The organism is Burkholderia sp. HI4860 (assembly GCF_002223045.2).
Taxonomy (GTDB): Bacteria; Pseudomonadota; Gammaproteobacteria; order Burkholderiales; family Burkholderiaceae; genus Burkholderia.
In genome coordinates this window covers 862,579-885,957 of sequence record NZ_NKFO02000005.1, presented here as the reverse complement: position 1 = coordinate 885,957, position 23,379 = coordinate 862,579, and the positions used below count along the sequence as shown (strand labels likewise).

Annotated in this window: 27 protein-coding genes and 1 pseudogene; 8 read left to right on the top strand and 20 right to left on the bottom strand. The window is 67.7% G+C overall.

What is annotated here, in order from left to right; all coding sequences use genetic code 11:
• Positions 1-55: 55 nt before the first annotated feature.
• Together CFB34_RS38075 and CFB34_RS38070 are read left to right on the top strand one after the other, a co-directional pair.
• A complete protein-coding gene (locus CFB34_RS38075; RefSeq protein ID WP_089443932.1) occupies positions 56-559 on the top strand; it encodes a universal stress protein in 504 nt (167 codons plus the stop codon).
• Positions 556-1,389, top strand: a complete 834-nt coding sequence (locus tag CFB34_RS38070) for a universal stress protein (RefSeq protein ID WP_089443931.1) — start codon at positions 556-558, stop codon at positions 1,387-1,389. The genes CFB34_RS38075 and CFB34_RS38070 overlap by 4 nt, the downstream gene beginning before the upstream one ends.
• A gap of 48 nt (positions 1,390-1,437) precedes the next feature.
• On the opposite strand, the gene CFB34_RS38065 is transcribed toward CFB34_RS38070, so the two are convergent.
• On the bottom strand, positions 1,438-1,908 hold the full coding sequence (locus tag CFB34_RS38065; protein ID WP_089443930.1) for a universal stress protein: 471 nt from the start codon (positions 1,906-1,908) through the stop codon (positions 1,438-1,440).
• 322 nt (positions 1,909-2,230) lie between these two features.
• Between CFB34_RS38065 and CFB34_RS38060 the strand changes: the two genes are divergently transcribed.
• Together CFB34_RS38060 and fnr are read left to right on the top strand one after the other, a co-directional pair.
• Positions 2,231-2,878 carry a response regulator transcription factor gene (locus tag CFB34_RS38060; protein ID WP_089444036.1) on the top strand — a complete coding sequence of 216 codons (648 nt, stop codon included), beginning with the start codon at positions 2,231-2,233 and terminating at the stop codon, positions 2,876-2,878.
• 337 nt (positions 2,879-3,215) lie between these two features.
• Positions 3,216-3,989 (top strand): fumarate/nitrate reduction transcriptional regulator Fnr, encoded by a 774-nt coding sequence (gene fnr, locus CFB34_RS38055; RefSeq protein ID WP_089443929.1) that lies wholly within the window; start codon positions 3,216-3,218, stop codon positions 3,987-3,989.
• Between the two features lie 23 nt (positions 3,990-4,012).
• Here the strand turns inward: fnr and CFB34_RS38050 are convergent, their stop codons facing one another.
• Positions 4,013-5,002 carry a zinc-dependent alcohol dehydrogenase family protein gene (locus tag CFB34_RS38050; protein ID WP_089443928.1) on the bottom strand — a complete coding sequence of 330 codons (990 nt, stop codon included), beginning with the start codon at positions 5,000-5,002 and terminating at the stop codon, positions 4,013-4,015.
• A gap of 174 nt (positions 5,003-5,176) precedes the next feature.
• Here CFB34_RS38050 and CFB34_RS38045 point away from each other — a divergent pair, with 174 nt between their 5' ends.
• Genes CFB34_RS38045 through CFB34_RS38035 form a run of 3 tightly spaced genes read left to right on the top strand, consistent with a single transcriptional unit; the run spans position 5,177 to position 7,601 of the window.
• Complete coding sequence (locus CFB34_RS38045) at positions 5,177-6,178, top strand: nitroreductase family protein (protein WP_089443927.1); 1,002 nt, start codon at positions 5,177-5,179, stop codon at positions 6,176-6,178.
• 45 nt (positions 6,179-6,223) lie between these two features.
• On the top strand, positions 6,224-6,559 hold the full coding sequence (locus CFB34_RS38040; RefSeq protein WP_089443926.1) for a c-type cytochrome: 336 nt from the start codon (positions 6,224-6,226) through the stop codon (positions 6,557-6,559).
• Positions 6,560-6,581: 22 nt separating this feature from the next.
• Positions 6,582-7,601 carry a TIGR00730 family Rossman fold protein gene (locus tag CFB34_RS38035; protein WP_089443925.1) on the top strand — a complete coding sequence of 340 codons (1,020 nt, stop codon included), beginning with the start codon at positions 6,582-6,584 and terminating at the stop codon, positions 7,599-7,601.
• Between the two features lie 110 nt (positions 7,602-7,711).
• Here the strand turns inward: CFB34_RS38035 and CFB34_RS38030 are convergent, their stop codons facing one another.
• The 10 genes from CFB34_RS38030 to CFB34_RS37985 form a co-directional block, all read right to left on the bottom strand.
• Entirely contained in the window at positions 7,712-7,951 is a 240-nt protein-coding gene (locus tag CFB34_RS38030; protein WP_089443924.1) for a hypothetical protein, read from the bottom strand.
• Positions 7,952-8,001: 50 nt separating this feature from the next.
• Positions 8,002-8,652 (bottom strand): BON domain-containing protein, encoded by a 651-nt coding sequence (locus CFB34_RS38025; protein ID WP_089443923.1) that lies wholly within the window; start codon positions 8,650-8,652, stop codon positions 8,002-8,004.
• Positions 8,653-8,909: 257 nt separating this feature from the next.
• On the bottom strand, positions 8,910-9,344 hold the full coding sequence (locus CFB34_RS38020; protein WP_089443922.1) for an Hsp20/alpha crystallin family protein: 435 nt from the start codon (positions 9,342-9,344) through the stop codon (positions 8,910-8,912).
• 180 nt (positions 9,345-9,524) lie between these two features.
• Positions 9,525-9,800: a DUF1488 domain-containing protein gene (locus CFB34_RS38015; protein WP_089443921.1), complete on the bottom strand. Its 276-nt coding sequence runs from the start codon at positions 9,798-9,800 to the stop codon at positions 9,525-9,527.
• A 65-nt stretch (positions 9,801-9,865) separates the two neighbouring features.
• A complete protein-coding gene (locus CFB34_RS38010; protein WP_089443920.1) occupies positions 9,866-10,336 on the bottom strand; it encodes a universal stress protein in 471 nt (156 codons plus the stop codon).
• Between the two features lie 143 nt (positions 10,337-10,479).
• A complete protein-coding gene (locus CFB34_RS38005) occupies positions 10,480-10,953 on the bottom strand; it encodes a hypothetical protein (protein WP_089443919.1) in 474 nt (157 codons plus the stop codon).
• Between the two features lie 328 nt (positions 10,954-11,281).
• Positions 11,282-12,163: an endo alpha-1,4 polygalactosaminidase gene (locus CFB34_RS38000; RefSeq protein ID WP_179243812.1), complete on the bottom strand. Its 882-nt coding sequence runs from the start codon at positions 12,161-12,163 to the stop codon at positions 11,282-11,284.
• A 29-nt stretch (positions 12,164-12,192) separates the two neighbouring features.
• Positions 12,193-12,513, bottom strand: coding sequence for a hypothetical protein (locus tag CFB34_RS37995; RefSeq protein ID WP_179243811.1), 321 nt, complete (start codon positions 12,511-12,513; stop codon positions 12,193-12,195).
• The gene (locus CFB34_RS37990; protein WP_242808783.1) at positions 12,510-13,640 is read right to left on the bottom strand and encodes a glycosyl hydrolase; all 1,131 of its coding nucleotides are present in this window, start codon (positions 13,638-13,640) and stop codon (positions 12,510-12,512) included. The genes CFB34_RS37995 and CFB34_RS37990 overlap by 4 nt, the downstream gene beginning before the upstream one ends.
• A gap of 525 nt (positions 13,641-14,165) precedes the next feature.
• A complete protein-coding gene (locus CFB34_RS37985; protein ID WP_089444034.1) occupies positions 14,166-14,840 on the bottom strand; it encodes a lytic polysaccharide monooxygenase in 675 nt (224 codons plus the stop codon).
• A gap of 34 nt (positions 14,841-14,874) precedes the next feature.
• On the opposite strand from CFB34_RS37985, the gene CFB34_RS37980 reads away from it, so the two are divergent.
• Positions 14,875-15,039: a hypothetical protein gene (locus CFB34_RS37980; protein WP_179243810.1), complete on the top strand. Its 165-nt coding sequence runs from the start codon at positions 14,875-14,877 to the stop codon at positions 15,037-15,039.
• A 320-nt stretch (positions 15,040-15,359) separates the two neighbouring features.
• On the opposite strand, the pseudogene CFB34_RS37975 reads toward CFB34_RS37980, so the two are convergent.
• From CFB34_RS37975 to CFB34_RS37940, 8 genes and pseudogenes are all read right to left on the bottom strand, one after another.
• Positions 15,360-15,602, bottom strand: a pseudogene (locus tag CFB34_RS37975) (LysR family transcriptional regulator); the annotation flags it as partial.
• Positions 15,603-15,650: 48 nt separating this feature from the next.
• Positions 15,651-16,535, bottom strand: a complete 885-nt coding sequence (locus CFB34_RS37970) for a GNAT family N-acetyltransferase (protein WP_242808782.1) — start codon at positions 16,533-16,535, stop codon at positions 15,651-15,653.
• A gap of 80 nt (positions 16,536-16,615) precedes the next feature.
• Complete coding sequence (locus CFB34_RS37965) at positions 16,616-17,803, bottom strand: M20 aminoacylase family protein (protein ID WP_089444033.1); 1,188 nt, start codon at positions 17,801-17,803, stop codon at positions 16,616-16,618.
• 75 nt (positions 17,804-17,878) lie between these two features.
• Positions 17,879-19,336, bottom strand: coding sequence for an aldehyde dehydrogenase family protein (locus CFB34_RS37960; RefSeq protein WP_089443915.1), 1,458 nt, complete (start codon positions 19,334-19,336; stop codon positions 17,879-17,881).
• Positions 19,333-20,610, bottom strand: coding sequence for an FAD-binding oxidoreductase (locus tag CFB34_RS37955; protein ID WP_089443914.1), 1,278 nt, complete (start codon positions 20,608-20,610; stop codon positions 19,333-19,335). Before CFB34_RS37955 ends, CFB34_RS37960 begins: the two co-directional genes overlap by 4 nt.
• A gap of 133 nt (positions 20,611-20,743) precedes the next feature.
• Positions 20,744-22,069 carry an FAD-binding oxidoreductase gene (locus CFB34_RS37950; RefSeq protein ID WP_089443913.1) on the bottom strand — a complete coding sequence of 442 codons (1,326 nt, stop codon included), beginning with the start codon at positions 22,067-22,069 and terminating at the stop codon, positions 20,744-20,746.
• 2 nt (positions 22,070-22,071) lie between these two features.
• A complete protein-coding gene (locus tag CFB34_RS37945; protein WP_089443912.1) occupies positions 22,072-22,806 on the bottom strand; it encodes a cupin domain-containing protein in 735 nt (244 codons plus the stop codon).
• Between the two features lie 120 nt (positions 22,807-22,926).
• Positions 22,927-23,355, bottom strand: coding sequence for an AraC family transcriptional regulator (locus CFB34_RS37940; RefSeq protein ID WP_089443911.1), 429 nt, complete (start codon positions 23,353-23,355; stop codon positions 22,927-22,929).
• Positions 23,356-23,379: the final 24 nt, after the last annotated feature.

The following is a 23,379-nucleotide window of genomic DNA, read 5'->3' as shown; positions in this document are numbered from 1 at the left end:
ATTGGCGCGCACGCGCCGATGATGATTTCATCCACCTCCGTTCAAGGGACATGCCATGTACTCGAACATTCTGGTTGCGCTCGACGGCAGCGACACGTCGTCCCGTGCCCTCGACGCCGCGCTGGCCATCGCGTCGGAGACGGGTGCGCGGCTGACGCCCGTCTACGTCGTCGATTTCCTGGTGCCGGCCTACGACATGTACGGCTACGACCCGTCGATCCTGGTCGACGCCTTTCGCGAAGAAGGGCTCCGCGTCACCGAAGACGCGGCGCGACGCCTGAAGGCGCGCGACGTCGCCGGCACGCCGCAGATCTCCAACGTCGCGCCGGCGGGCGAGGACATCCCGCACCGGATCGTCAGTCTTGCCAACGAAATCGAAGCCGACCTGATCATCATGGGCACGCACGGCCGGCGCGGCGTTCAGCGCCTCTTCCTCGGCAGCGTGGCCGAGCGCGTGCTGCGGCTGGCCACGTGCCCGGTGCTGATGATTCCGGCAGGCTGCCCGTCCGGCAAACCCGCCGAGACCGTCGCAGCCTCCACCGAAAAGGAGCCGTCATGAGCTACAAGACCCTGCTCGTCCACCTCGACGACAGCGCGCGCTGCGCGACCCGCGTCGACCTCGCGCTCGAACTCGCGGCGCGCTGGAATGCGCATCTGATCGGCCTCTACGCGGTCTGCCAGGATCTCTTCGAGCCGCTGCGGCGGCCCGACGAGCCGCTGAAGCTGGCCGTGTACGAACGCCTGTGCGACCAGCGGCGCAAGGAGGCCGAGGAGAAATTCCTGACGGCCGCCGAGCGCGCGGGGCGCAGCGTCGAGTGGCAGGCGCCGGCCGGCGACGCAACTGCCGCCGCGATTCTGCACGCACGCCACGCCGACCTGCTGATCCTCGGCCAGGAAGACCCGGACGATCGGATGACCTACGTCGCGCGCCATTTCGTCGAGGATGTCGTGATGGGCAGCGGCCGTCCGGCGATCGTCGTGCCCTACGCGGGCGACGTGCGAACGATCGGCGAGAACGTGCTGATCGGCTGGGACGGCGGGCGCGAAGCCGCCCGCGTGATGGCCGACGCGCTGCCGCTGCTGGCCCGCGCGCGCTTCGTCAACGTCGAGACGGTCGTGCACGGTCAACCCGATCCGGACAAGACGCCGCCGGGCGTCGACGTCGCCGCGTATCTCGAGCGGCACGGCGTGCGCGCGTCGTTCTCGACGACGCCGCGCGACCGGTCGGTCGGCGTCGGCGCGACGCTGCTGAACCGGGTGACCGACCTGCATGCGGATCTGCTGGTGATGGGCCTGTACAGCCATGCGCGCATGCACGAACGCGTGCTGGGCGGTGCGACGCGCACCGTCCTCGAGACGATGACGGTGCCGGTGCTGCTGTCGCACTGACAACGCACGCATGACGAAGGGGCAGCCGCCTGCGGCTGCCCTCTTCCGTCACAACACGGCCGCGCACGCGCCCCGCCCCTCACGCACGACCAGCACCGGCCGGTCGGCGGTGCGCACCAGCGATTCGGCGACGCTGCCGAGCACCGCGCGGCGCATGCCGCGGCGACCATGCGTGCCCATCACGATCAAGTCCGCGTCGCATTCCGCAGCAGCGCGCGCCAGCACGGACGACACCGCGTCGCCGCACGCGTCGATCGTGTGCGCGATGCCGCGCACGCCGCACAGACGAAACGCGGCCTCTGCATCCGCCACCGCGATCGCGGCCCTGTCCGCATCCAGCCACGCCGGATCGCGCGGGTCGAGATAGCCGCGGTCGACGTCCGTCCGTCGTGGCGCGTCCGAGACCACGCACACGGCGACGATCAGGCCGCCTGAATGGCGGGCGAGCGCGATCGCCTCGTCGAGCGCGAGCCGCGCACCGCGGCTGCCGTCCAGTGCTGCGAAGATCCGTGCATACATGACGTCTCCCTGTCGTTGCCCGGCATCGACCGGCTTGCCGAACCAGTCTGGGGCCGGCCGACGCGATCCGGTTGATGCCGGTCAAGCCCACGCGACGGCGGCAGTCCGCATCGATCCCGATTGGCGAACGCCGGCGACCGGCGCACAATTTCGGGGCATCGACGAACCGGACCCCGTGCCGATCCGGCCCCGACGACGATGGACATCGTCCGGTCATCGGCGTCGGCCACCATCGAACGATCGAGCGCGCCGGTCCGCGACGATGATCGACGCATGCCGCCGCGTGGCCCGCGCCACGCGATCCGGCAAGGAAGGGATTGCCATGATCCGGGTACTCATTGCCGACGACCACGCCCTCGTCCGGGACGGTCTGCGGCACATCCTGCAGAATGCCAGCGGCTTCGAGGTCGCGGGTGAAGCGTGCGACAGCACGTCCACGATCGCGCGCGTGCGGGATACCCCCGCAAACGTGCTGGTGCTTGACCTGTCGATGCCCGGCCGCAACGGCGTCGAACTCATCAGGCAGATCAAGGACGAGCAGCCGGCATTGCAGATCCTCGTGCTGACGATGCACGCCGAGCAGCAATACGCGGTGCGCGCGTTCCGCGCCGGTGCATCCGGCTACATGACCAAGGAGAGCGCGAGCGCCGAGCTGATCGCGGCGCTGACCAAGATCGCGGCGGGCGGCGTCTACGTCAGCCTGACCATGGCCGAGCAGTTCGCGCAAAGCCTGAACGAGCCGACCGATCTGCTGCCGCACCAGCGGCTGTCCGACCGTGAATTCGACGTGTTCCGGCGCGTCACCATCGGCGAGTCGATCTCCGAAATCGCGGAAGCGCTCTGTGTCAGCGTCAAGACGGTCAGCACCTACAAGACGCGGATTCTCGAGAAGATGCAAATGCCGAACGACACGGCGCTCGTGCGCTATGCGATGCGCCACAAGCTGTTCGACGACCCGGACGAACTCTGACGGCGGCGCGGGCGCACGACCGGTGCGCCCGCGCGTCGCGCCCGGACAGAATGCCGCACCCGTGTAGGAAACCGCCTACATCACTTCCATGTGACCTACTGCATCTTCCATGGCGGCTGATTTCCTTGACGCCGCGCAACATCCATACTCCAGATCAAGAAAAACAAGCACGCGCGTCGCGGAGCAAAGGCGGCACTCGCCGTCGGGACAGGTCTCCCGGCTCGTCCGGCGCGGTTCTTCACCATGAGTGCGACAACCGTCAGGGCCGCGGGCGCGACCACCCGCGCGATCCCGCCTACGGCGGCTCGTCGCCGTCCTGAACGTACTGGAGCCGATCATGCAGCGCCCTGCCGAAGTTTCGCCGACCACGCCGTTACGCCCGTTCATCCCGTTGCATTCCGTCGACCGGGCGGACCAACCGAAGCGCGCCGCGTCCCGTTGCTCGACGTGCGCGTTGCGGACCGTCTGCATGCCGGCCGACCTTTCTCCTGACGAATTCGCGCGCGTCGACGCGATGATCTGCACGACGCGGCACGTCAGGCGCGGCGAAACGCTGTTTCGCGCGGGGGATGCGTTCAACAGCATCTACGCAGTCCGAACCGGATCGTTCAAGACCATCGTGATGCATCGCGACGGCGACGAGCAGATCACCGGCTTCCAGATCGTCGGCGAATCGCTCGGGCTCGACGGCGTGCACACCGGGCACCACAACGGCGACGCGATCGCGCTCGAGGACAGCACCGTCTGCATCATTCCGTTCGGCCAGCTCGAGCAGATGTGCCGCGACGTCCGGCCGATGCAGCATCACGTGTACCAGATGATGAGCGGCGAAATCGTCCGCGAATCCGCGCTGATGCTGCTGCTCGGCACGATGACCGCCGAACAGCGCGTGGCCGCGTTCCTGCTGAACCTGTCCACGCGCTTCAAGGCGCGCGGCTACTCGGCCGCCGAATTCGTGCTGCGGATGACGCGCGACGAGATCGGCGAATATCTCGGGATGAAGCTCGAAACGGTCAGCCGCATGATGTCGAAGTTCCAGCACAAGGGGCTCGTCGCCGCGCAAGGCAAGCAGATCCGCATCGTCGACCCGGAAGGCCTCGGGCGAATCTGAACGCGCCGCGCGCGGCCCGCGCATCAGCCGCGCATCGCGAGTACCGCCGCCCCGGACAAACGCCCTGCGCGAAGATCGTCGAGTGCGCGGTTCGCATCGGTCAGCGCGTAGCGCACGGCCTCGACTCGCAGCGGCACCGCCTCGGCGACCCGCATGAATTCGACCGCGTCCGCACGTGTCAGGTTGGCGACCGACACGATGCGGCGCTCGCCCCACAGCCACGCGTACGGAAAACCCGGGATATCGCTCATGTGAATGCCGCCGCACACGACGGTCCCGCCTTTGTCGACGGCGCGGAGCGCGGCCGGCACCAGGGCGCCCACCGGCGCGAAGATCAGCGCGGCGTCGAGCGCCTCGGGCGGCGCTTCGTCGCTGCCGCCGGCCCACGCGGCACCGAGCGAACGCGCCAGCTGCTGCGCCACGGTATCGCCGGGCTTCGTCAGCGCAAACACCTTGCGCCCCTCCGCATGCGCGACCTGCGCGACGAGATGCGCCGCCGCGCCGAAGCCGTAGATGCCGACGCGCCGCGCATCGCCCGCCATGCGCAAGGTTCGATAGCCGATCAGGCCCGCACACAGCAGCGGCGCGGCTTCGAGATCGGTGTAGCGCCGCGGCAGATGCACGCAATAGCGGTGGTCGGCGACGGTGCGCTCTGCGTAGCCGCCGTCGATCGTATAGCCGGTGAATCCCGGGCTGTCGCACAGATTCTCGCGGCCGGTCGCGCAGTACGCGCAATGGCCGCACGTCGAGCCGAGCCATGGCACACCGACGCGCTCGCCCACCGCGAAGCCCGTCACGCCCGCGCCGAGCGCGCGCACCGTGCCGACGATTTCGTGCCCCGGGATCAGCGGCAGCTTCGGATGCGCGAGCTCGCCGTCGACGACGTGGAGATCCGTCCGGCACACGCCGCATGCGTGTACGTCGATCAGCAACTGGCCCGCCGCCGGCAACGGGTCCGGCACGCGCACCTCGCGCAAATGCGGTGTCGTGCCGTCAAACATCATCGCAAGCATGCTCGCCTCCTCGCGCGCGCCGGTGCATGCGCTTCACCTCTCCACGCTAGTCGCTGCGCGTCGCGTACGCACGGCCCGGTGACGCGCGCTTGATGTGGGTCAACGGCGGACGGGCGGTTGCTGACACGATGAAGTGGCATCACGCCCAACGTGTGGCGACCAGGAGATGATCGAATGGTATCCGTTCCCCCACTAGCCGCAAGCGCCCACCCTGAAGCGCATCTGAGGTCGCTGCTGGCCTACGCGGTGCTGGCCCCGTCCAGCCACAACTCGCAGCCGTGGCGGTTCATCGTCGACGGCCCCACGATCGCGGTCTGCGCGGATCGTGTGCGCGCATTGCCCGTCATCGATCCGTTCGATCGCGAGCTGATCATCAGCTGCGGTGCGGCCCTGCTCAACCTGCGCGTCGCGCTCGATCACGCCGGGCTCGCCCACACGATCAGCACGTTTCCGTCCGACATCGATCCCGATCTGCTCGCGCTGGTCCGGGTGTGCGACGACGGCTATTCCGACGCGTCGCTCGGCGCACTGTTCGATGCGATTCCGGAGCGCGTCACGACGCGCGCGCCGTTCGACTCGACCGCCGTGCCGGACGACCTGCAGCAGGCGCTGATCGCGGCCGGCGTCGCGGAAGGCGCCGAGATCACCTGCGTCGACTCGATCGCGCACCGCGCACGGGTGGCCGAGCTGGTCGCGGAGGCCGACCAGCAGCAGTTCGCGGACCCGCGCTTCAGGCGCGAACTGGCGAGCTGGATCGATCCGCGCCGGCACGCCGACGGCATGCCGGCGTTCGCGGCCGGCGTGCCGACGCTGCTGGATTTCGCGGCGCCCGTCGTGACGATGGCGGTGCGGACCTTCGATCTCGGCAACGGGCTGGCCGCGCTGCATCACCAGCTCGTCGGCGCATCGCCGCTGGTCGTCTGCATCTCCACCGTGCGCGACGATCGCGACGCGTGGCTCGCCGCCGGACAGGCGCTGGAGCGCGTCCTGCTCGTCGCGACGCGTGCAGGCTATACCGCGTCGTACCTGAACCAGCCGATCGAGACGGCCGGGCTGCGCGCGCACCTGCGCCACATGCTCGGGCTGCACGGCGAGCCGCAGTTGCTGCTGCGGGTCGGGCGCGGCCCGCATACGCCGCACTCGCCGCGCCGCCCGCTCGACGAAGTCGTTTCGTGAGCGCGCCCGGCGGCGCTGCCTTTCCGATCCGGACGAGGAAACATCATGAGCTTTCTGCGTTACGCCGCCTTCTGCGTGACCGTCACGGCGGCGCACCTTGCCGCCGCGCAAACGGCCGTGCCCGAGCCGACCGATCTCGTCAATGCGCAGCACTGCATGTTCTGCCATACGTCCGACATGACGTTCCTCGGGCCGTCGTTCCACGACATCGCGCAGCGCTACCGCGGCGATCCGGCGGCCGCGCCTGAACTGGAACGCAAGCTGCGCGTCGGCGGCCGCGTGCACTGGGGCGACACGCCGATGCCGTCCGCCGAGGATCGCGGCGGCCCGCTGTCCGCCGACGACGCGCACCAGCTCGTGCAGTGGGTGCTCAGCCAGTAACCGGCCCGCCAGCCAGCCGCTCATGTCGACCGTCGTCAAACGCGTTCCCGCCGGTATCGTTCGTCGAGGCGGAGTGCGCCGACGTACCGCCGCCGGCCTGACGGCGGTGGACACGCGCGTCAAACGCGCACGCACGCGGCCCGATGCGATCGTCGGCGACGACCGCGTCCAGCGCATCCCGCATCGCGCGCCGCGTCTCGCCAACCGCCCGAACCGCACGCCCGCCGACGACGATGCCACCGTCCTGCAGCGCACGGGCATGCGCGGCATCCGGCTGCAACTCGACTACTGGAAGGCCGAGGAACGCCTGCAGAACGAACGCATCGGCCATGCCGTCGTGATCTACGGCAGCACGCGCATCGTTGCCCCGGCCGTCGCGAACGCGCGGCTGAACGAGGCCAATCGCCTGCTGGCAGCGCGTCCGCACGATGCGGGCCGGCGTCACGCCGTCGCGGCGGCGAGCCGGCTCGTCGAGCACAGCGTGTATTACCGCGTCGCGCGCGAATTCGGGCGCATCGTCGGCCACGCCGACCGGTGCACGCGCACCGCGCGGCTCGCCGTCGTCACCGGCGGCGGCCCCGGCATCATGGAGGCCGCCAATCGTGGCGCGTACGAGTGCGGCGCGCCGAGCATCGGCTTCAACATCGAGCTGCCGCGCGAACAGGCGCCGAACCCTTACATCACGCCCGGTCTCTGCTTCCGGTTTCACTATTTCGCGATCCGCAAGCTGCACCTGCTCGAACGCGCGAAGGCGGCGGTATTCTTCCCCGGCGGCTACGGCACGTTCGACGAGCTGTTCGAAGTCCTGACGCTGCTGCAGACGCGCAAGATCCCGCCGCTGCCGGTCATCCTCGTCGGCAAAGCGTACTGGCGCCGCGCGGTGGACCTGGCCTTCCTCGCGGACGAAGGGATGATCGACCGCCGCGATCTCGACCTGTTCACGTACTGCGAATCCGCCCCCGACATCTGGCGCGCGATCGGCGACTGGTATGGGCGGCGGCGCACCCGTCGTGCGCCCCGCGCCGCCGCACGCCGCCCGTGATCGGGGTCGGACGGTCACGCACGTCGATGCACACGCGATGCGGCATCGACTGCATCGGATGACGAACGAAACATCGCGACTCAGGCAACGCGTTCACGACCGCCGCGGCTTCAGACCGTGAACATGTTCGACTTTCGCATCTCGACCCACGTCATCCCGGCGCGCAGCCCGTCGATCGCGGCTTCGCGCTCGGTGTCGTGGGTCCGGCTGTGCGCGAACGTACGCTCGCACGCGCCGTCCGGCGACACAAGCGTCACGTGGATCCTGCAACGGTAGCCGCCCGTTCCGGTGGCGATCGTCTCGACCGCCACCGACCAGTCCGCATCGTGTACCTCGCCTGACAGTGTCATTTGACTCCCCCTTCCGCGCGGATTGCGCATCCGGTTGCCGCTTGCCGGCGTTACTCGACGACCAGGTCGTCGACGACGGCACGCACGCCGCGTGCCGACCATGCCGCCCCGCGCACGGCCTTGCGCTCGGAGAACGAGCCGACCTTGCCGGACAGCCGCACCGTGCCGTCGCGCACCTCGATCGCGATGTGCTTCGCCTCGCGCTCCGCATGGCGCATGATCGCGCGCTTGATGTTGCCGCCGATGTCGGCCGAGCCGATCGCCCCCTGCACCGCGATATGGTCGGTCACGCCGGTCACGCTGCGCATCTGCGAGATCGCCCGCACGGCCAGATGGCTCTGATAGGCCCATTCGACCCTGCCGGACAGCGTGATCCAGCCGTGTTCGACCTGCACCTTCACCGCGTCGTCGTGCAGCCCGACCGTCCAGTGCAGCACCGAACGCACCGCGTTCGCGATGTCCTCGTCGGTGCGGACGTCGTCGTCCGGCAGATGCACGGTCATGTCGACGACGAGCGCCTTGACGCCGGCCACGCGGTTCGCCGCCCGCTCGATCGCCAGTTTCTCCGCATAGCTCGGCGGATGACCCGAGAGCGTCACGATCCGGTTGACGACCTCGACACCGATACGTGTCGCGTCGATCGCCGGGTCGGACTCCAGTTCGTCCTGAACGTCCTGCTTCAACTGCTTGTCGGTCTTCATCGCCTGCGCTCCCGTGAGCCGCGGCGCGCCTGTGCGCCGCACGTCTCCAGATTTGCACACGCGCGGCGAGGGAGCGCTGATGCAGGTCAACGGACGCCGCACGACGCGCAGACGGAGCGCGCCCGCGCCGGCGGCACCGGGTCGAATGCGCAGGCGTTCGGGCGATTGCCTCGATGAAACGGCGCGCGGATCGCGCCGCGCGCCGATAGCTCCGTTCGGACGACGCGTGCCCGCATCGCCCGCTGCCGGCCGTCCGATCAGCTGATGGCCAGTTTCTTCTGCGCGACCGGCGCCTTCTTCGGCAGCGTCAGCGACAGCACGCCGTCCTGGTAAGTCGCCGTTGCGTTCGCGTCGTCGATCTCGCCCGACAGCGAGAACGAACGGCTGATCGCGCCGCTGTAGCGCTCGCGGCGGATCACGCGTTCGCCCTCCTTCTGTTCCTGGTTGCGCTCGACTTTCGCGTGGATCGACACGGTGCTGCCCGTCACCTGGACGTCGATGTCGTCCTTGGCGACGCCCGGCAGTTCCGCGTTGACCGTGTACGCCTTGTCGCTTTCCGTCACGTCGATCTTCATCGAGGCCAGGTCGGGCTCGTCCGTCAGCGTCATCCCGCGCAGCGGCCTGAACAGCCCCTGAAACAGGTCGGCGACGGGTTCGATCGAAAACGGATCGTAACGCGTGACATTGCTCATGGTTCGTACTCCTTGAACGATAGACAGGCGGGCCGCGCGTTCGTCCCGCCCGCGCGACGCCATGACGAAGACCGGATTGGCGCGGCACCGTGTGCCGCGCAACGGACGAACGATCCTCAGGATTCCAGCGTAACTGCCCGTATCGGCACGCGCTTGATGCGCGTCAACGGCTGCGGGCGCTCACGTGCAGAACCGGAAATAGCCGCTGTGGAGCAGGATCGGCCGGCCGCCCATCTCCTCGAGCAGGCAGCGTGCGGCGCGCTCGATCGCGGGACGGTGGCGGGCGAACGCCTCCACGAGATCCTGCTCGCGCGGCGACGCCGCGCGGAAGTGATCCTCCAGCGCCGCAGCGGTGATCGCGCAATGCACGCGGCGGCCTTCGACCAGCGCCGGAAAGGTCAGCGCCGGATCCAGGCCGCAATACGTCGGATGTTCGGAAGGAAAGGAGATCTGCATGATGGGCACCTCGGCAGGTTGCGCACGGGCAGGCGCCGGCTGGCGGCGCCCCGTGCATGGCGGCCCTAAGCTGCCGCTGCGGCCGGTGCGGCGTCGCTGCCGCGCACGAGCAGGACCGGGCAGCTCGATCCGCGCAGGAACCGTTCGGCGACGCTGCCGAGGAACAGCCGTCGGACCCCGCGCCGCCCGTGGGTGCCGACCACCGCGAGATCGATCGACCGCTCGACGACGTAACGCTGCAGCCGTTCGGCGACACTCTCGCCGATCTCGGTCTCCAGGAGTTCCGTCTCGCCATTGACTGTCGCGTGCGCGATGGTTCGTTCCACGTGTCGCAGAACCGACGCACCGTCGCGCCGGATCTCGTCCAGCAATGCATCCGGGTCCATCCGTCCGCCGAACGTGATCATCAGCGACTTGTCGACGACGAAAACGGCGAACAGGCGCGCACCGTACGAGCGCGCCACCTTCAGGCCCTCGTCGAGCGCGCGTTGCGATGAAGGGCTGCCGTCCACGGCGACCATGATGTTCGTATACATACCGACCTCGCTGGATGAACCGATGCGCCGGCGGCGTTCGGCCTGGTTTTCATCATCGGCGTTCGCCGGAAGCAGGCGTTGACGGAGGTCAACGGTTCGAAATCATGCGGAAACCGGCACGCGAGTGGGCGCGCGACGCCGGATCATCGCGGCACGACGGGCGCTGTCGGCGCGTCGGACGAACGCGCGGGGTTCCCGTATGACCGGAAGCCCCGCTCGATGTCGAGGATCTTCGTCGCGCACGCGTCGTACCGCCAGCCCGGGCCGCCGTCGCTGTCGTACATGCCCTTGCACATCGCCTTGAGCCGGATCACCGAAGTGCCGCCCGATGCCGTGCGGGACGCCCACAGATACACTTCTCCGGCCAGAAACGGCGCCGCCGTTTCGATCGTATCGGCATCGGCGCGCGTGATCCGGGTCGACGAATGCGCTTCGACATAGCGGCGTGCGAAGTGCCATGCAAGGTCGCATTCGGCAGGCGTCGAACACTGCAGCACCGCGGCCTGGCGTGTCGCGAACAACTGCGTTTCCGTCGCGCGGAAGGCCGCGTTCCGTTCCGCGCCGGCGCACGCGCTCAATGCAAGCAGCACGCCGAGCGCCCATAACCGTTGATTCATCACCCTGCCCCGCAACGCATCGCGATCCGCCCGCCAGCGGGCGGCATGAACACGCCCGGCGCGAGTCCGGCCCCGTCGCCGCCGCCATCCCGCATGCGGCGCGCAGTGGCGTGCGGCATCGCGCGAGCGTTCGACTCGACTGTATGGCTTGCATGAGGAATGGGGTTGACCTGCGTCAATGGCCGGCCCGGGCGACGCGGGCCGCGAACCGGCATGCCGTCGATGCCGCACCGATGCCTGCGCGCACGCCCCCGTCCGTGCGCGCAGTCGCGATGCCCGTGTCGTCATCGCGGCCGGTGCGATCGCACGCGGCGACGCGCGCCGCCGTTCACTCGAACCGGCACGCCGCACGCGGCAGCGCCGCGAGCGTGTCGCTCGACAGTTTCAGGATGCCGTCGAAATTGGCCTGGTTGTCCGCCGGGCAGAACGCCGCGAGCGTCATGCCGTCCGGGCGCGTGTACTCGACATTGAACACGGCCTTGTTCAGCGCGATGAAGCTCGCGTAGTCGCCGCACTCGTGGAACCTGTTGCATTGCTCGTTGAGCGCCCAGTCGGCCACTTTCGCCATCGCGGCGGCGATTCCCGAACCGTTCTTGAGGCCCATCGACATCCCGCGATCGTGCGCGGCGGCGATCAACGCCGTGTTGTACCGCAGCTGATCGTCGCGCGTCAGCGGAAAGCCGGTTTCCTGGCGATAGCTGTCGTCGAGGTCCGGCTCGATGCCGTCGCAGCCCTTCTTCTTCGCCTGGTCGAGCCGCGCCAGCATCAGCGGCATCAGGATCGTGGTCTGGCGAATGTCCAGCCAGCGTTCGTGGTCCTCGTATCCTTCGACGGGATTGCCGAGCACGCTGTCCGGAAACTTGCCGGCGTCGCCACGGGTGTCCTCGCGCCCGCCCACCTCCATGTAGCAGACGACATAGATGCCCTTCGCCTTCAGGCGCTGGATCGTGCCGGCATCGGTCAGCTCCATGTCGACGTCGAACATCTTGCGCGGGTTGTTCACGCCGTCCAGCACCGTCTCGTTGATCCGGTTGCCGTCGATCTGCCATTGCCAGCTCGTGCCGGGTACGAGCGGTTTCCACGTGGCGACCTGCGACGCACGCGCCGAGGCGGCCGCGAACGCGCTGCCGGGCACGGACGAATCGGAGTCGCCGCCGCACGCCGCGAGCAGCAGCATCAGCACGAATGAAGCGAACGATCTTGCGGACATGGCGAATCCTTTGCTCTGTTGGCGGCTTGTCAGGATGCGGCGGTGCGAGGAAGACGCGTGCAGCGCGATGCGGGCGATGCCGCGACCGATGCGGCATCGGTACGGGAATGCGCGAGGTACGTGCGGATGGTAGGCGGGAACACCCCGCCCATCTGTTCCGATTTGTCGAATTTTGTCGTCACGGCGGCCGCGATCCTGCGGATCAGCGCGCATTCGGGCGGCAACGGCCGTTCAACGCCTGCACTCGGCGATGCCTCCGGTTGCCGATCGCGAAAGCCGGAGACCATGCGAAACTTCGTCGCCATGACACGGGCGCCCGCATGGTCTCCTTCCTGCCCGGCTGCGTTCACTTGCCGGGCGCCAGGCGGTTGGCAAACCGGTTCGCATAACCAAGCGTACCGACACCGCCGATCGAATTGCACGTCGACGAGGCGGCGCCGGGCGGACAATCGACGTCACGGTCGAACGACCAGAAGTGGACACCCGCGAGACCGTTCTGTTTCACGAACTGCGCCACGGTGTCCGCGTCCGCCGGCGTAAAGGTTTCGCCGACCACATCGTTGCCGCCGATCATCGGCGTCAGCTCGATCTGGCTGTACGGGACGCCCCAGTGATCGTGCAGGTTCATCGCCGCCTGGATCGCCGACTGCCCCATCTGGCAGGTGCCGTTCGCGACCACGCAGTTCCCCGCGCTAGCCGACCCGTAGTCCATCGTCATCAGGTCGATGGTGTAGTTCTTCAGGCCGGCCGCCTGGATCGCCTGCATGACCCAGTCGCCGTAGATGTTGAAGCTGTCGGGGGCGCTGGCGCCCCACGAGCTGGCCGTGGTCGCGCCCTGCTGGGAAGGGGCGAGCGTCGCGAGCGTAAAGCTGAAGCGCAGGCCGGGATATTTCTGCTGGGCGACGGCCACGCGCTGGACGAGATCGTTGATCACCTGTTGCGTCTGCCCGCCCTCGATATCGAAATCGATCCCGATCAGATTGCTCGATGCATAACGATCGATGAAGGCCGCCATCCCCGCATCCGTCCCGCATGTGAACATGCCGGCCGCGCCGCCGGTGGAAATCACGTAATTCACGTTGGCCGCGGTGAACAGCGGCACATTGGCAGCCGCCATCGCGCCGCCGTCGACGCCCGCCCAGTTCTCGCTGCCGCATTCACCGGTCGCGAACGCGAGCGTCAGCGTATGAACACCGGTTGGCAGCACCGACAGCACCGGGCTCAGCTGACCCGTGACGTTCGTCGAGATGACGTTGGTGTTCCAGTTCATCGAAATCGTCGCGTCCTTGTACGGGCTATAGACGAATGCCGGCGCCGTGCCGGTACTTGTCCCGCCCGCCGCGGCAGCGACGGTGCCGGTACCTAACAACGACCCTGCCAGCAGAAGCACCAGCGCGCCCTTCAAGGTCGATCGCCGCATGATTCCGGTTGGCTGGTTGCGCTTCATTTTCATACCCTCGATTCCGGTCTGGCTCATGATTTCCCCTTTCGATTGACAACGCTCCGCCCAGGTCGAATTCAAAAGAAATCAACCTGACAAAATTGCCACTTGAAGACACATTCCGATATTGATTCCGTCTTTATCTCAACGACGCAAAACAATTCGACGGACGATGTAGTGATCCTTCAATTCAGCGCCAGCACTTCGATTTGTTATACTACATAATCATCAGGCATCAACCTTGAAATCGATTATTTCCGTCAATATCAAAACCCGAAATATTCACGCGATCGCGTCGCCCTATTGCAATTGTCGCGATGCGATCATTCAAACGGATAGCTCGCAGCCATCCGACTGATTGTTCAAATCGATGAAATTCAGGCGATGCGATCCGGCCGTACGACGGCGTCGCGCGGGTGGGCGGAGGGGCAATGATGGGGCTGCTTCGGCAAGCCGAGCGGGACACGGCCCGGTCGGTCGGCGAGCGCATCCGCGCGCTTGAGCGGTGTTCTTCCGTTCATGACGCCCGGGCATCGCCGGGCGTGTCGTGTCGCCGCCGTATCAGAACGGGCTGCGTGTCGTATCGCCGTTGGTGAACGTCGCGTCGACGACCTGATAGAACGCCATCGCCGTATCCGCGACTTCCCAGACCGCCAGAATGACGTGGTAACCGCTACGCACCGGCAACCGGCATTGATGAATGGTCGGCTGCTGGGGCACCAGGTTCGCGTTCGGATCCCAGTAAGGCTGGCCGGGATTCTGGATCGTGCAGAACGGCGTGGGCTCGAACTGCGCGCGCGTGAGCTTTTCCGACGGGTTCCAGTCGGCGCGAGTAATGAAGTAGTTCCAGCGACGCGTCTTGTGCACGGCGCTGAATTCCCATTTGAAATTCTGCAACGCACCCGGCCGCAGCGGGATCTTCTGCCAGCGGCTCGGCGACTGCTCGTTCAGCACGGGCAGCGGGCCATTCGTGCTGGCGCCGGCGATTTCGCCGTCCGGCGGCGGTGCGGCATTCTTCGCGTCGGCCGGCGCGAACGGATCGGACAGGCCGCTTTGCGTTGCGGGGAAGAACTTGCCGTTCTCCATCGCGTTCGCGTGCCAGGCGTCGACATGACAGTTCGGATTCTGCCCTTGCGTGCACAGCACGATACGCGAAGGCGGTTCGGTCAAACGGCCGTGCGCGTGAGCACCGGCCGCGGCGACCAGCAGTGCCAGGCCGGTCAACGAGCGTGGCATCACGGAAGCAACGTATCTGCGGATGATCTTGTTCATGGGCCCTCATGACATCGATGTCGGAACGGATATGCGCGTGTCGGGCCTGCCGCAGGATCCCCGGCAGGGGGTTCCTGTCGACACGGCGTCGCGCACACTGATCGGCAAAAGCGGCCACCCGATGAAACCGCGGCACGCGATGATGAAGCGCCGCGTTTTCTGACAAATCACTTTCACCGAACCGAACCTTATCCGCAAAAACCGGAAAAATAAACGTTCCGTATTGATCGTTTTTTAATTTTTATCAAACGTCCGATTCGTTTTGAATTTCAGCCGGTTTTGTCTCGACTTTAATTGCGCGACATTGAATAAACCGCGCATTCATTAAAACACCGTTATCGATCATTCGGCAGGCGGCTTTACGCACTCGACTTACCCTGCGTGGTTCGTCGTTGCTTCGATCGACGAAAAAATCGTGACCAGTGGAAGAATTCGATGGAAGCCGGCGGGCCGCCCGCTTCCCCCCAAGCCCTGAATGCTTCGAGCAGCCAATCCCGTCGACGAAGCAACCGTGAGTTCCCGGTTGAACTGCGTCATGCAGTTCAGGTCGAGCGCGCGAATCTGCTCGGTCATGAAATCGACGAAGATGCGGATGCGCGTCGGCAGGTGTTGCCGGCTCAGATAGCAGATGGTGTGGCCGCGATCTTCCGGCACATGCTTCGCCAGCGCGACGACGAGCGCCTTCGATGCGAGAGGGTCGCGGATCTGGTAGCCCGCCAGCTGTGCGCCCCTCGCGCCGCCGGGCTCACCGATCATGCAAGGCCACCCCGCAGGCTACAACATCGCCTGACTGACGAGCGCGTACTGCCCGCAGGCCGGATCGGCCGGCCCTTCGTGCGCTGCGGCGGGCGCGTTGCGCACCATCTTCGAACACGTATCGACCCGCGCCAAACCTTGTTCGGCCAGCCAGTCCGGCAGACTGGTCCCGTCCGGCACGTCGATGCGGACGAATTCGCCTTCCCGTTGCGTCAGCCAATGGCTGACGAGCGCCTTCGCATACGCATCGTCGCTCGCGCGCGGTGCGGCCACCGGGCCGATCACGTCGCCGCGCCCGAAGCGCCGCAGCACCGAAAACCCGACCACCTCGCCATCGCGTTCGAGCACGACGCTTTCACCGCGCTGGAACAGCGCGGCCATCAACGCATCGCGCTGGAGGCCGGACGCACGCGCGTCCAGCTCGACGAGGCGCGACCAGTCGGCCGGCGTTCCGGCGCGCAGCCGCACGCCTTCGGGCAGGATCACGGCGGCCGGCCGCACCACGTTCCCCTGATACTGGCCGAGCGAGCCGCACACGTTGAAACCCAGCTTCTCGTACAGCGGCCGACCGGCCGGCGTCGCATGCAGGAACGTGACGCGCGGCCCCAGTTCGTCGATGAGCAGCTCCATCAGCTTGCGGCCGATGCCTCGCCCCTGATGCGCGTCGGACACGATCACATGCCCGATCGCAGCGCGATCGGCACCGTACTTCCAGCACATCGCCGTGCCGATCACCACGCCGTTTTCCTCGGCCGCGAATGCGGTCGACGTGTCCGCGGAAAACTGCCAGTCTTCCGCCCTGAACGGCCAGCGAAGCGCGACGGTCAGCGCATGGGCCGCGGGGACGTCCGCGGCGGTGAAGCGCCGGTAGCGAAGCGCCGGCATCGTGTCGGAATCGTTCATTTCGTTGTCCTGTTTCATCAAGCAGTCTTTAAAAAGTGTCGTCGCGCGCCGCGGCCCGACTTCAATGCCGGATGCGCGCATCATCGCGATCGCGCGAAGTAGTGCTGCGCCAACGCGATCCAATAGCGGACGCCAGCCGGAATGATCTCGTCGTTGAAGTCGTATTTCGGGTGGTGCAGCGCCGGTGCGCTCGCGCCGTCCTGCGCATTGCCGATCAGCACGTAAGCGCCCGGCCGCTCCTCCAGCATGAAACCGAAATCCTCGGACGTCATGTTCGGCGGCACGTCGCGGGCCAAGCGCGCGTCGCCGAACGTGTCGCGAATCACCGCTTCGCACAGCGCCGTCTCGGCCGGCGTGTTGACCGTCGCCGGGTAGTACTGGAAAAACTCCACGTCGACCTGCGCGCCATAGGCACTCGCCAGCGCCTCGCACGCGAGCCGCACGTCGTGCTGCAGCTTCTGCTGCAAGGCTGACGACAGCGTGCGGATCGTGCCGCGCAACTCGGCGGTGTCGGGAATCACGTTGTCCGTGGTGCCCGCATGGAACATGCAGACGGAAATGACCGCGGGATCCACCGGGTCCTTGTGCCGCGCGGCGATGGTCTGACATTGCAGCACCATCGAGCAGGCGAGCGGCACCGGATCGATGCCCAGGTGCGGCTGCGCCGCATGCGCGCCCTTGCCCGTCACCGTGATCCTGAAGCGCGAGCCGGCCGCCATGATCGGCCCGGTGCGCAACCCGAAATGCCCGGCCGGCAACCCGGGCCAGTTGTGCATGCCGAATACCGCCTCCGTCGGGAACTGCTCGAACAGCCCGTCGTCGATCATCCTGCGCGCGCCCGCGCCGCCCTCTTCGCCCGGCTGGAACACGAAATGGACGGTGCCGGGCAACTGCGGCAGCTCCTTCAGCACGCGTGCGGCGCCGAGCAGCATCACGGTATGGCCGTCATGGCCGCACGCGTGCATGATCCCGTGCGTGCACGACGCATGCGCAAAATCGTTGGCTTCGTGGATCGGCAATGCATCCAGATCGGCGCGCAGCACGATCCCGCGCGCCGGATCGGCGCCCGGCAGGCTCGCGACGACGCCCGTGCCGCCCAGCCCGCGCGACACCGCATAGCCGAGCGCTTCGAGCTCGCTCGCGACGACGTCGGCCGTCCGGTGTTCTTCGAATCGCAATTCGGGATGCGCATGCAGGTCGCGGCGCAGCTTTGCCCAGTGCGCGTGATGCGCCTGCAGCAACGGGTCGGGAATGACGGAGTTTTCCAATTCCAATTTCGGCACCTTCGGAAAGTAGCGGGCTTCCAACTGTACCGCCGGCGCGAACCGCGCGCGGCGGCCGGGTCAGTCGTAAAAGCCGACGATCGACTTGATCTCCATATACTCCTCCATCCCTTCGATCCCGTACTCGCGGCCGTTGCCCGACTGCTTGTAGCCGCCGAACGGCGCCTGGGGATCCCATGCCGGGTAGTTCAGATGCACCTGCCCCGCCCGGATACGCGCGGCCACCGCGCGGGCCTGCGCCTTGTCGGTGCCCTGCACGTGCGCACCGAGCCCGTAGACCGTGTCGTTCGCGATCGCGACCGCTTCGTCGACGGTGTCGTACGGCAGGATCGCCAGCACCGGGCCGAAGATCTCCTGCTGCGCGATCGTCATGTCGGTACGCACGTCGGAGAAAATCGTCGGCCGCGCGTAAAAGCCTCGATCGAGCCCCGCGGGCCGGCCGGGGCCGCCGGCGATCAGCTTCGCGCGTTCGTCGATGCCCGCGTCGATCATCTGCGCGACCCGCCCGAACTGCGCGCGGTTGGCAAGCGGCCCGTGCGTCGTGGCCTCGGCGAACGGATCGCCGACGACCAGCGTGCGCGCCGCCGCAGCAGCCAGCTCCTCGACCGCGCCGAGCACCTTGCGCGGCACGATCATCCGGGTCGGCGCGCTGCACGACTGCCCCATGTTGCGGAACGCGGCGGCCACGCCCGGCGGGACCGCGCGCGACAGGTCCGCATCCGGCAACACGATATTCGGCGATTTGCCGCCCAGTTCCTGCGCGACGCGCTTGACGGTGGGCGCCGCCGCCTGCGCGACCAATACGCCGGCGCGCGTCGATCCGGTGATCGACACCATGTCGACGTCCGGGTGCGACGACAGCGCGGCGCCCACCGTCTCGCCGCTGCCGCTCACGAGGTTGAATACGCCGGCGGGCACGCCTGCATCGGCGATCACTTCCGCGAACAGCAGCGCGCTGAGCGGCGACAGTTCGCTCGGCTTCAGCACGACCGTGCAGCCGGCCGCGAGCGCCGGCCCGACCTTCGCGGTGATCTGGTAGATCGGCCAGTTCCACGGCGTGATCAGCGCGCAGACGCCGATCGGCTCGCGCACGACCGCGGTCGTGCCGCGCTGCCTGACGAACGCGTAGTTCGCCAGGTTGTCGCGTGCGACGCGGATATGTTCGGCCGCGAGCGGCACGTGCGCGCCGCGGGCATAGGCGATCGGCGCGCCCATCTCCAGCGCGAGCGCCGTGGCGAACAGTTCGGCACGCTCCAGCATCAGCGCATGCACACGGTCGAGCAACGCGGCGCGTTCCTGCGGTGAAGTCGCGGACCAGCGCTCGAACGCGCGGCGCGCGGCCTGCACCGCGCGGTCGGCGTCGCGTGCGCTGCCGAGCGGGATCTCGCCCAGCGTGTCTTCGGTGGACGGGCTGACGACCGCGAACCGGTCACTGCCGTCGGGCAACACCCAGTCGCCGTCGATGAAGAAGCGATCGAGCCTGCCGGCTTGCCTCAGGTGAACAACAGGGGAATTCATTGCAGAGTGTCCTTCAGTCGATACCAGGCGCCGACGAACGGCAGGAACCACGGTTTGCCGAAATGCCCGGGAATGGCCGGCCAGTCGAAACCTTGCCACGGGTTGAGCTCCGCGCGCCCGTCCATGATCTCGGCCATCAACGTGCCCATCAGCGTGGCCATGTGCGTACCGTGGCCGCTGTAGCCCATCGAGTAGTAAACGCCGTCGCGCTCGCCCGCGCGCGGCAGCCGGTTGGCCGTCATGTCGACCATCCCGCCCCAGCAATAGTCGATGCGCACGTTGGCCAGCTCGGGAAACACGGCGGCCAGTTGATGCCGCAGGATCGCGCCGCTCTTTTCGTCCGAACGCGGGTTCGACGCGGCGAACCGCGCGCGCCCGCCGAACAGCAGCCGATTATCGGGCGTCGTGCGGAAGAAGTTGACGAAGTTCTTCGTGTCGGTGGCCATCCGGCGCGTCGGCAACAGGCGATCGAGCCACTCGCGCGGCAACGGCTCGGTGACGATGATGAAGGCACCCACCGGCACGACCCTGCGGCGGATCCAGCCGAACGGCCCGACGTGCGAAATGCCGCTCGCGAGCAGCACCTGGCGCGCACGGATCTCGCCGCGCGGTGTGCGGACCGCATACGCGCCGCCCGCTTGCCGCTTCAGTCCGAGCACCGGCGCCTGCTCGACGATGTGCGCGCCGCGCGCCTGGGCCGCACGCGCCAGGCCGCACACATATCGGCCGACATGCATCCCCGCGCTCTTGCCGAACAGCAACCCGCCGTGATAACGATCCGAGCCGATCTCGTCGCGCAGTTCGGCCTTCGTCACGAGGCGCGTGTTGGGGTCCACGCTCGCCGCGAGCAATGCGTGGCTGCGCGCGAGCTTGTCGTAGTGCTCGGGTTTCGCCGCGAGCTTCAGCTTGCCGGTGCGGGCGAAATTGCAATCGATCGACTCTTCGTTGACGAGCCGCTCGACCGTGTCGACGCCCGCGTCGAACGCGAGATACAGGCGGTTCGCCAGTTCCGTGCCGAGACGTTGCGACAGCGACGCATAATCCTGCGCGAAGCCGTTGTTGCACATGCCGCCGTTGCGCCCCGACGCCGCCTGCCCGACGGTGCCTGCCTCGCAGACGACCACGCGCGCACCCTTCTTGGCCAGCGCCAGCGCGGCGGCCGAACCGGTGATCCCGCCGCCCACCACCACCACGTCGCAACTGCCGTCGGGCAACTCCGGCGAGTGGCTCACGAATGGCTCCGACGTATCGAGCCAGTACGAACTGAAACGCATCAGGCACTCCCAAGCTGTCGCATTGCACTGCCGGGCCGGCGAACGTTCACCGCACCGATCCGGCCGCTCTCGGGCGGCGTGGCGCGATGCGCGTCGGATACGAGCGGACTCTCATCCATGTGACGGCGTTGCATCAGAAATCGGCGACCTTGCCCCACGCGGACTCGCTGAACCGGCCGGGCCGGTATGGCGCCGGGTCCACGAACGGTTGCGCACCGGACGCGAGATCGGCGATCAGGTGCCCGGCGCCCGGCCCGATGCCGAAGCCATGCCCCGAAAACCCCGCCGCGAGGATCAGCCCCGGCACGCCCGGCACTTCGCCGATGCCCGGCACGCCGTCCGGCGTGCTGTCGACGAACCCGGCCCACGCGTGCGTGATCTTCGCATCGCGCAGTTCGGGCAACAGTTCGGCCGCGCGGCGGTACGTTTCGGTGACGGTCGGCATGTCGGGCTTCGGATCGAGAATGCGCACGGCTTCCATCGGCGTCGGCGCGTCGAGGCGCCAATGCTTCAGCGTTTCATGGCCGCCGCGCACGCCTTCGAGACCGCCCGGCAGCAGGTTCCGCCAGCGCTTCGCGAACATCGGCACGAATTGCGGCGCGAAGCGCAGGAACTGCGGCGTCAGATCCACGCGCGCGCGGCCGCTGATCGCGAGTGCATAGCGTCCATCGCTGCGGCGCGTGATGGACACGCCGGACGTGTACATCGCATCGGGCAGCGGCGTGTCGACGGGCGATACGCTCAGGATCGACTGACGGATCGACGCCTGCGGAAACCGGATGCCGAGCTGGCGGCAGAACGACGACGCCCAGGCGCCGCCAGCCATCACGACCGTTCGGGTCTTGATGACGCCGGCCTCGGTGACGACACCCGCGACGCGGCCGCCTTCGAGTTCGATGCCGCGCGCCGCGCAGTGCTGGTGGACGCTGCCCCCCAGCTTGATCAGTGCGGCGGCCACGGCCGGCGCGGCCTTGCCCGGATCGGCCGTGCCGTCGGTCGGCGAGAACACGCCGCCCTTCCACTGCCGCCCGGTTGCCCGTCCGCGTTCGGCGGCCTGCTTGCTGTCGAGCATGTAGGTGGTCACGCCTGCCGTCTTCGCGAATTCGCCCCAGCTCGCCCAGCGGGACAACTCGGCTTCGTCATTGCTGAGATACAGCAGCCCGCAGCGATGAAAGCCGGTGTCTTCGCCGGATTCGGCCGCGAATCGTTCCCACAGATCGATGCTCTTGCTCGCCATCGGCAACTCGCGCGCATCGCGGTTCTGCTGGCGGCACCAGCCCCAGTTGCGGCTCGACTGTTCGGCGCCGATGCGCCCCTTCTCGACGAGCGCGACCGAGATGCCGCGGCGGGCCAGGTAGTAGGCAGTGAAGACGCCGATGATGCCGCCGCCGATCACGACGACGTCGGCCGCGGCCGGCGGCGTGGACAAGGTTTCGATATGGCGCAGCGGAGGGGACATGCTTAGTCTCGTTCGGTGGAAGGTTTGACGTTCTGCATCACGTAGAACTTCGCCACGCGCTCGCTGCTTTCCCACCCGATCGACGCGCCGCGCGGCACGAACAGCGCGTCGCCGGTGCCGAGCGACTGCACGCTGCCGTCGGGCGCCGCGAACCGCACGCCGCCGTCCAGCAGGAACATGAACTCGTTCGCGCGATGCGGCCGGACGATCCGGTGATACGGCGTCGAATCCCACGTGCCCGCGCAGTAGCCGGCGCCGTCGTCGGTGAACACGTTGTCGCTGCGGCATTGCGGCGCGGGGCCGAGCAGCGCCTCGGCCGGCAGCGTGGCCGACGGCTTGAAGTCGGCGTCGGCACGCAGCGCGAAGACGCCGCGTTTCGTCGGTTGCGCGCACGCTGCCGCGCAGAACGTCAGGACTACCGGCGATTGCGCGGCGATGCGCAGTGCGGTGCCGCCGCCGATGACGGCGCCTTGCCCCGGGCCGACCACCAGCGGCGCGGCCCCGGCCGCTTCGAGCGTCAGCTCGCCCTGGATGACGGCCAGGGTTTCGATGTGCGGAAAGCTCGCCACGTCCAGTTCGCCGTCGAAAACGATCCGCCCCGCGGCCATCGCGTCGGGGCCTTCCCACGCAATCTCGCGATGCGACGCGAACGGATCGCTCGCGCCGAACGCCTGCTTGCGGAATGCGGTGGAAGACGGTGCGCCGTCGGCCCGGTGCAACACGAAAACTGCGGTCATTTCTGCTCCTGTGCAGTGCGTGACGGATTCGTTCGAAAGCGGTCACGCGATATCGGAAATCGTCGTTCGCCGGCGCTTGTGCCGGACATCCTCAGCGGGGCATGTCGTCCATGCGTGCGCTTACGCCGCGTGACACGACGCTTCGCGGTGTGCGGCGCGCGGGCGCGTCGATGGCGTTCGCACCGGCGCGCCGCCCGTGCGGGCGACCACGTAATCGCGCGGCGTGATCCCGAGTACGCGCCGGAAATGCCGGCACAGATGGCTCTGGTCGAAGAAGCCGACGTCGGTCGCGACGACCGACGGTGCGAGACCGGCACGCAACAGGTCCTGCGCCCGCCGTATCCGCACGAGACACAGATAACGGTGCGGCGACAGCCCCGTTTCGCTACGAAAACGCGCGGTGAAACGCGACACGCTCAGCCCGGCCACCGCCGCGAGCGTGTCCAGGTTCAGCGGCTGCGCGAACGATGCGTCGATCGTGCGCAGCACGTCGCCGATCGCGGGCGACACGGGCTGCGAGCCCACCGAGCCAATGAATTGCACTGTCATATCGAATTCTCCCGGGCGCTCGCT

Bases quoted from the DNA above. Each gene is read 5' to 3' on its own strand.
- CFB34_RS38075 (WP_089443932.1), top strand. From the start codon at position 56: ATGTACTCGAACATTCTGGTTGCGCTCGACGGCAGCGACACGTCGTCC.
- CFB34_RS38070 (WP_089443931.1), top strand. From the start codon at position 556: ATGAGCTACAAGACCCTGCTCGTCCACCTCGACGACAGCGCGCGCTGC.
- CFB34_RS38065 (WP_089443930.1), bottom strand. From the start codon at position 1,908: ATGTATGCACGGATCTTCGCAGCACTGGACGGCAGCCGCGGTGCGCGG.
- CFB34_RS38060 (WP_089444036.1), top strand. From the start codon at position 2,231: ATGATCCGGGTACTCATTGCCGACGACCACGCCCTCGTCCGGGACGGT.
- fnr (WP_089443929.1), top strand. From the start codon at position 3,216: ATGCAGCGCCCTGCCGAAGTTTCGCCGACCACGCCGTTACGCCCGTTC.
- CFB34_RS38050 (WP_089443928.1), bottom strand. From the start codon at position 5,002: ATGCTTGCGATGATGTTTGACGGCACGACACCGCATTTGCGCGAGGTG.
- CFB34_RS38045 (WP_089443927.1), top strand. From the start codon at position 5,177: ATGGTATCCGTTCCCCCACTAGCCGCAAGCGCCCACCCTGAAGCGCAT.
- CFB34_RS38040 (WP_089443926.1), top strand. From the start codon at position 6,224: ATGAGCTTTCTGCGTTACGCCGCCTTCTGCGTGACCGTCACGGCGGCG.
- CFB34_RS38035 (WP_089443925.1), top strand. From the start codon at position 6,582: ATGTCGACCGTCGTCAAACGCGTTCCCGCCGGTATCGTTCGTCGAGGC.
- CFB34_RS38030 (WP_089443924.1), bottom strand. From the start codon at position 7,951: ATGACACTGTCAGGCGAGGTACACGATGCGGACTGGTCGGTGGCGGTC.
- CFB34_RS38025 (WP_089443923.1), bottom strand. From the start codon at position 8,652: ATGAAGACCGACAAGCAGTTGAAGCAGGACGTTCAGGACGAACTGGAG.
- CFB34_RS38020 (WP_089443922.1), bottom strand. From the start codon at position 9,344: ATGAGCAATGTCACGCGTTACGATCCGTTTTCGATCGAACCCGTCGCC.
- CFB34_RS38015 (WP_089443921.1), bottom strand. From the start codon at position 9,800: ATGCAGATCTCCTTTCCTTCCGAACATCCGACGTATTGCGGCCTGGAT.
- CFB34_RS38010 (WP_089443920.1), bottom strand. From the start codon at position 10,336: ATGTATACGAACATCATGGTCGCCGTGGACGGCAGCCCTTCATCGCAA.
- CFB34_RS38005 (WP_089443919.1), bottom strand. From the start codon at position 10,953: ATGAATCAACGGTTATGGGCGCTCGGCGTGCTGCTTGCATTGAGCGCG.
- CFB34_RS38000 (WP_179243812.1), bottom strand. From the start codon at position 12,163: ATGTCCGCAAGATCGTTCGCTTCATTCGTGCTGATGCTGCTGCTCGCG.
- CFB34_RS37990 (WP_242808783.1), bottom strand. From the start codon at position 13,640: ATGAGCCAGACCGGAATCGAGGGTATGAAAATGAAGCGCAACCAGCCA.
- CFB34_RS37985 (WP_089444034.1), bottom strand. From the start codon at position 14,840: ATGCCACGCTCGTTGACCGGCCTGGCACTGCTGGTCGCCGCGGCCGGT.
- CFB34_RS37980 (WP_179243810.1), top strand. From the start codon at position 14,875: ATGGGCCCTCATGACATCGATGTCGGAACGGATATGCGCGTGTCGGGC.
- CFB34_RS37970 (WP_242808782.1), bottom strand. From the start codon at position 16,535: ATGAACGATTCCGACACGATGCCGGCGCTTCGCTACCGGCGCTTCACC.
- CFB34_RS37960 (WP_089443915.1), bottom strand. From the start codon at position 19,336: ATGAATTCCCCTGTTGTTCACCTGAGGCAAGCCGGCAGGCTCGATCGC.
- CFB34_RS37955 (WP_089443914.1), bottom strand. From the start codon at position 20,610: ATGCGTTTCAGTTCGTACTGGCTCGATACGTCGGAGCCATTCGTGAGC.
- CFB34_RS37950 (WP_089443913.1), bottom strand. From the start codon at position 22,069: ATGTCCCCTCCGCTGCGCCATATCGAAACCTTGTCCACGCCGCCGGCC.
- CFB34_RS37945 (WP_089443912.1), bottom strand. From the start codon at position 22,806: ATGACCGCAGTTTTCGTGTTGCACCGGGCCGACGGCGCACCGTCTTCC.
- CFB34_RS37940 (WP_089443911.1), bottom strand. From the start codon at position 23,355: ATGACAGTGCAATTCATTGGCTCGGTGGGCTCGCAGCCCGTGTCGCCC.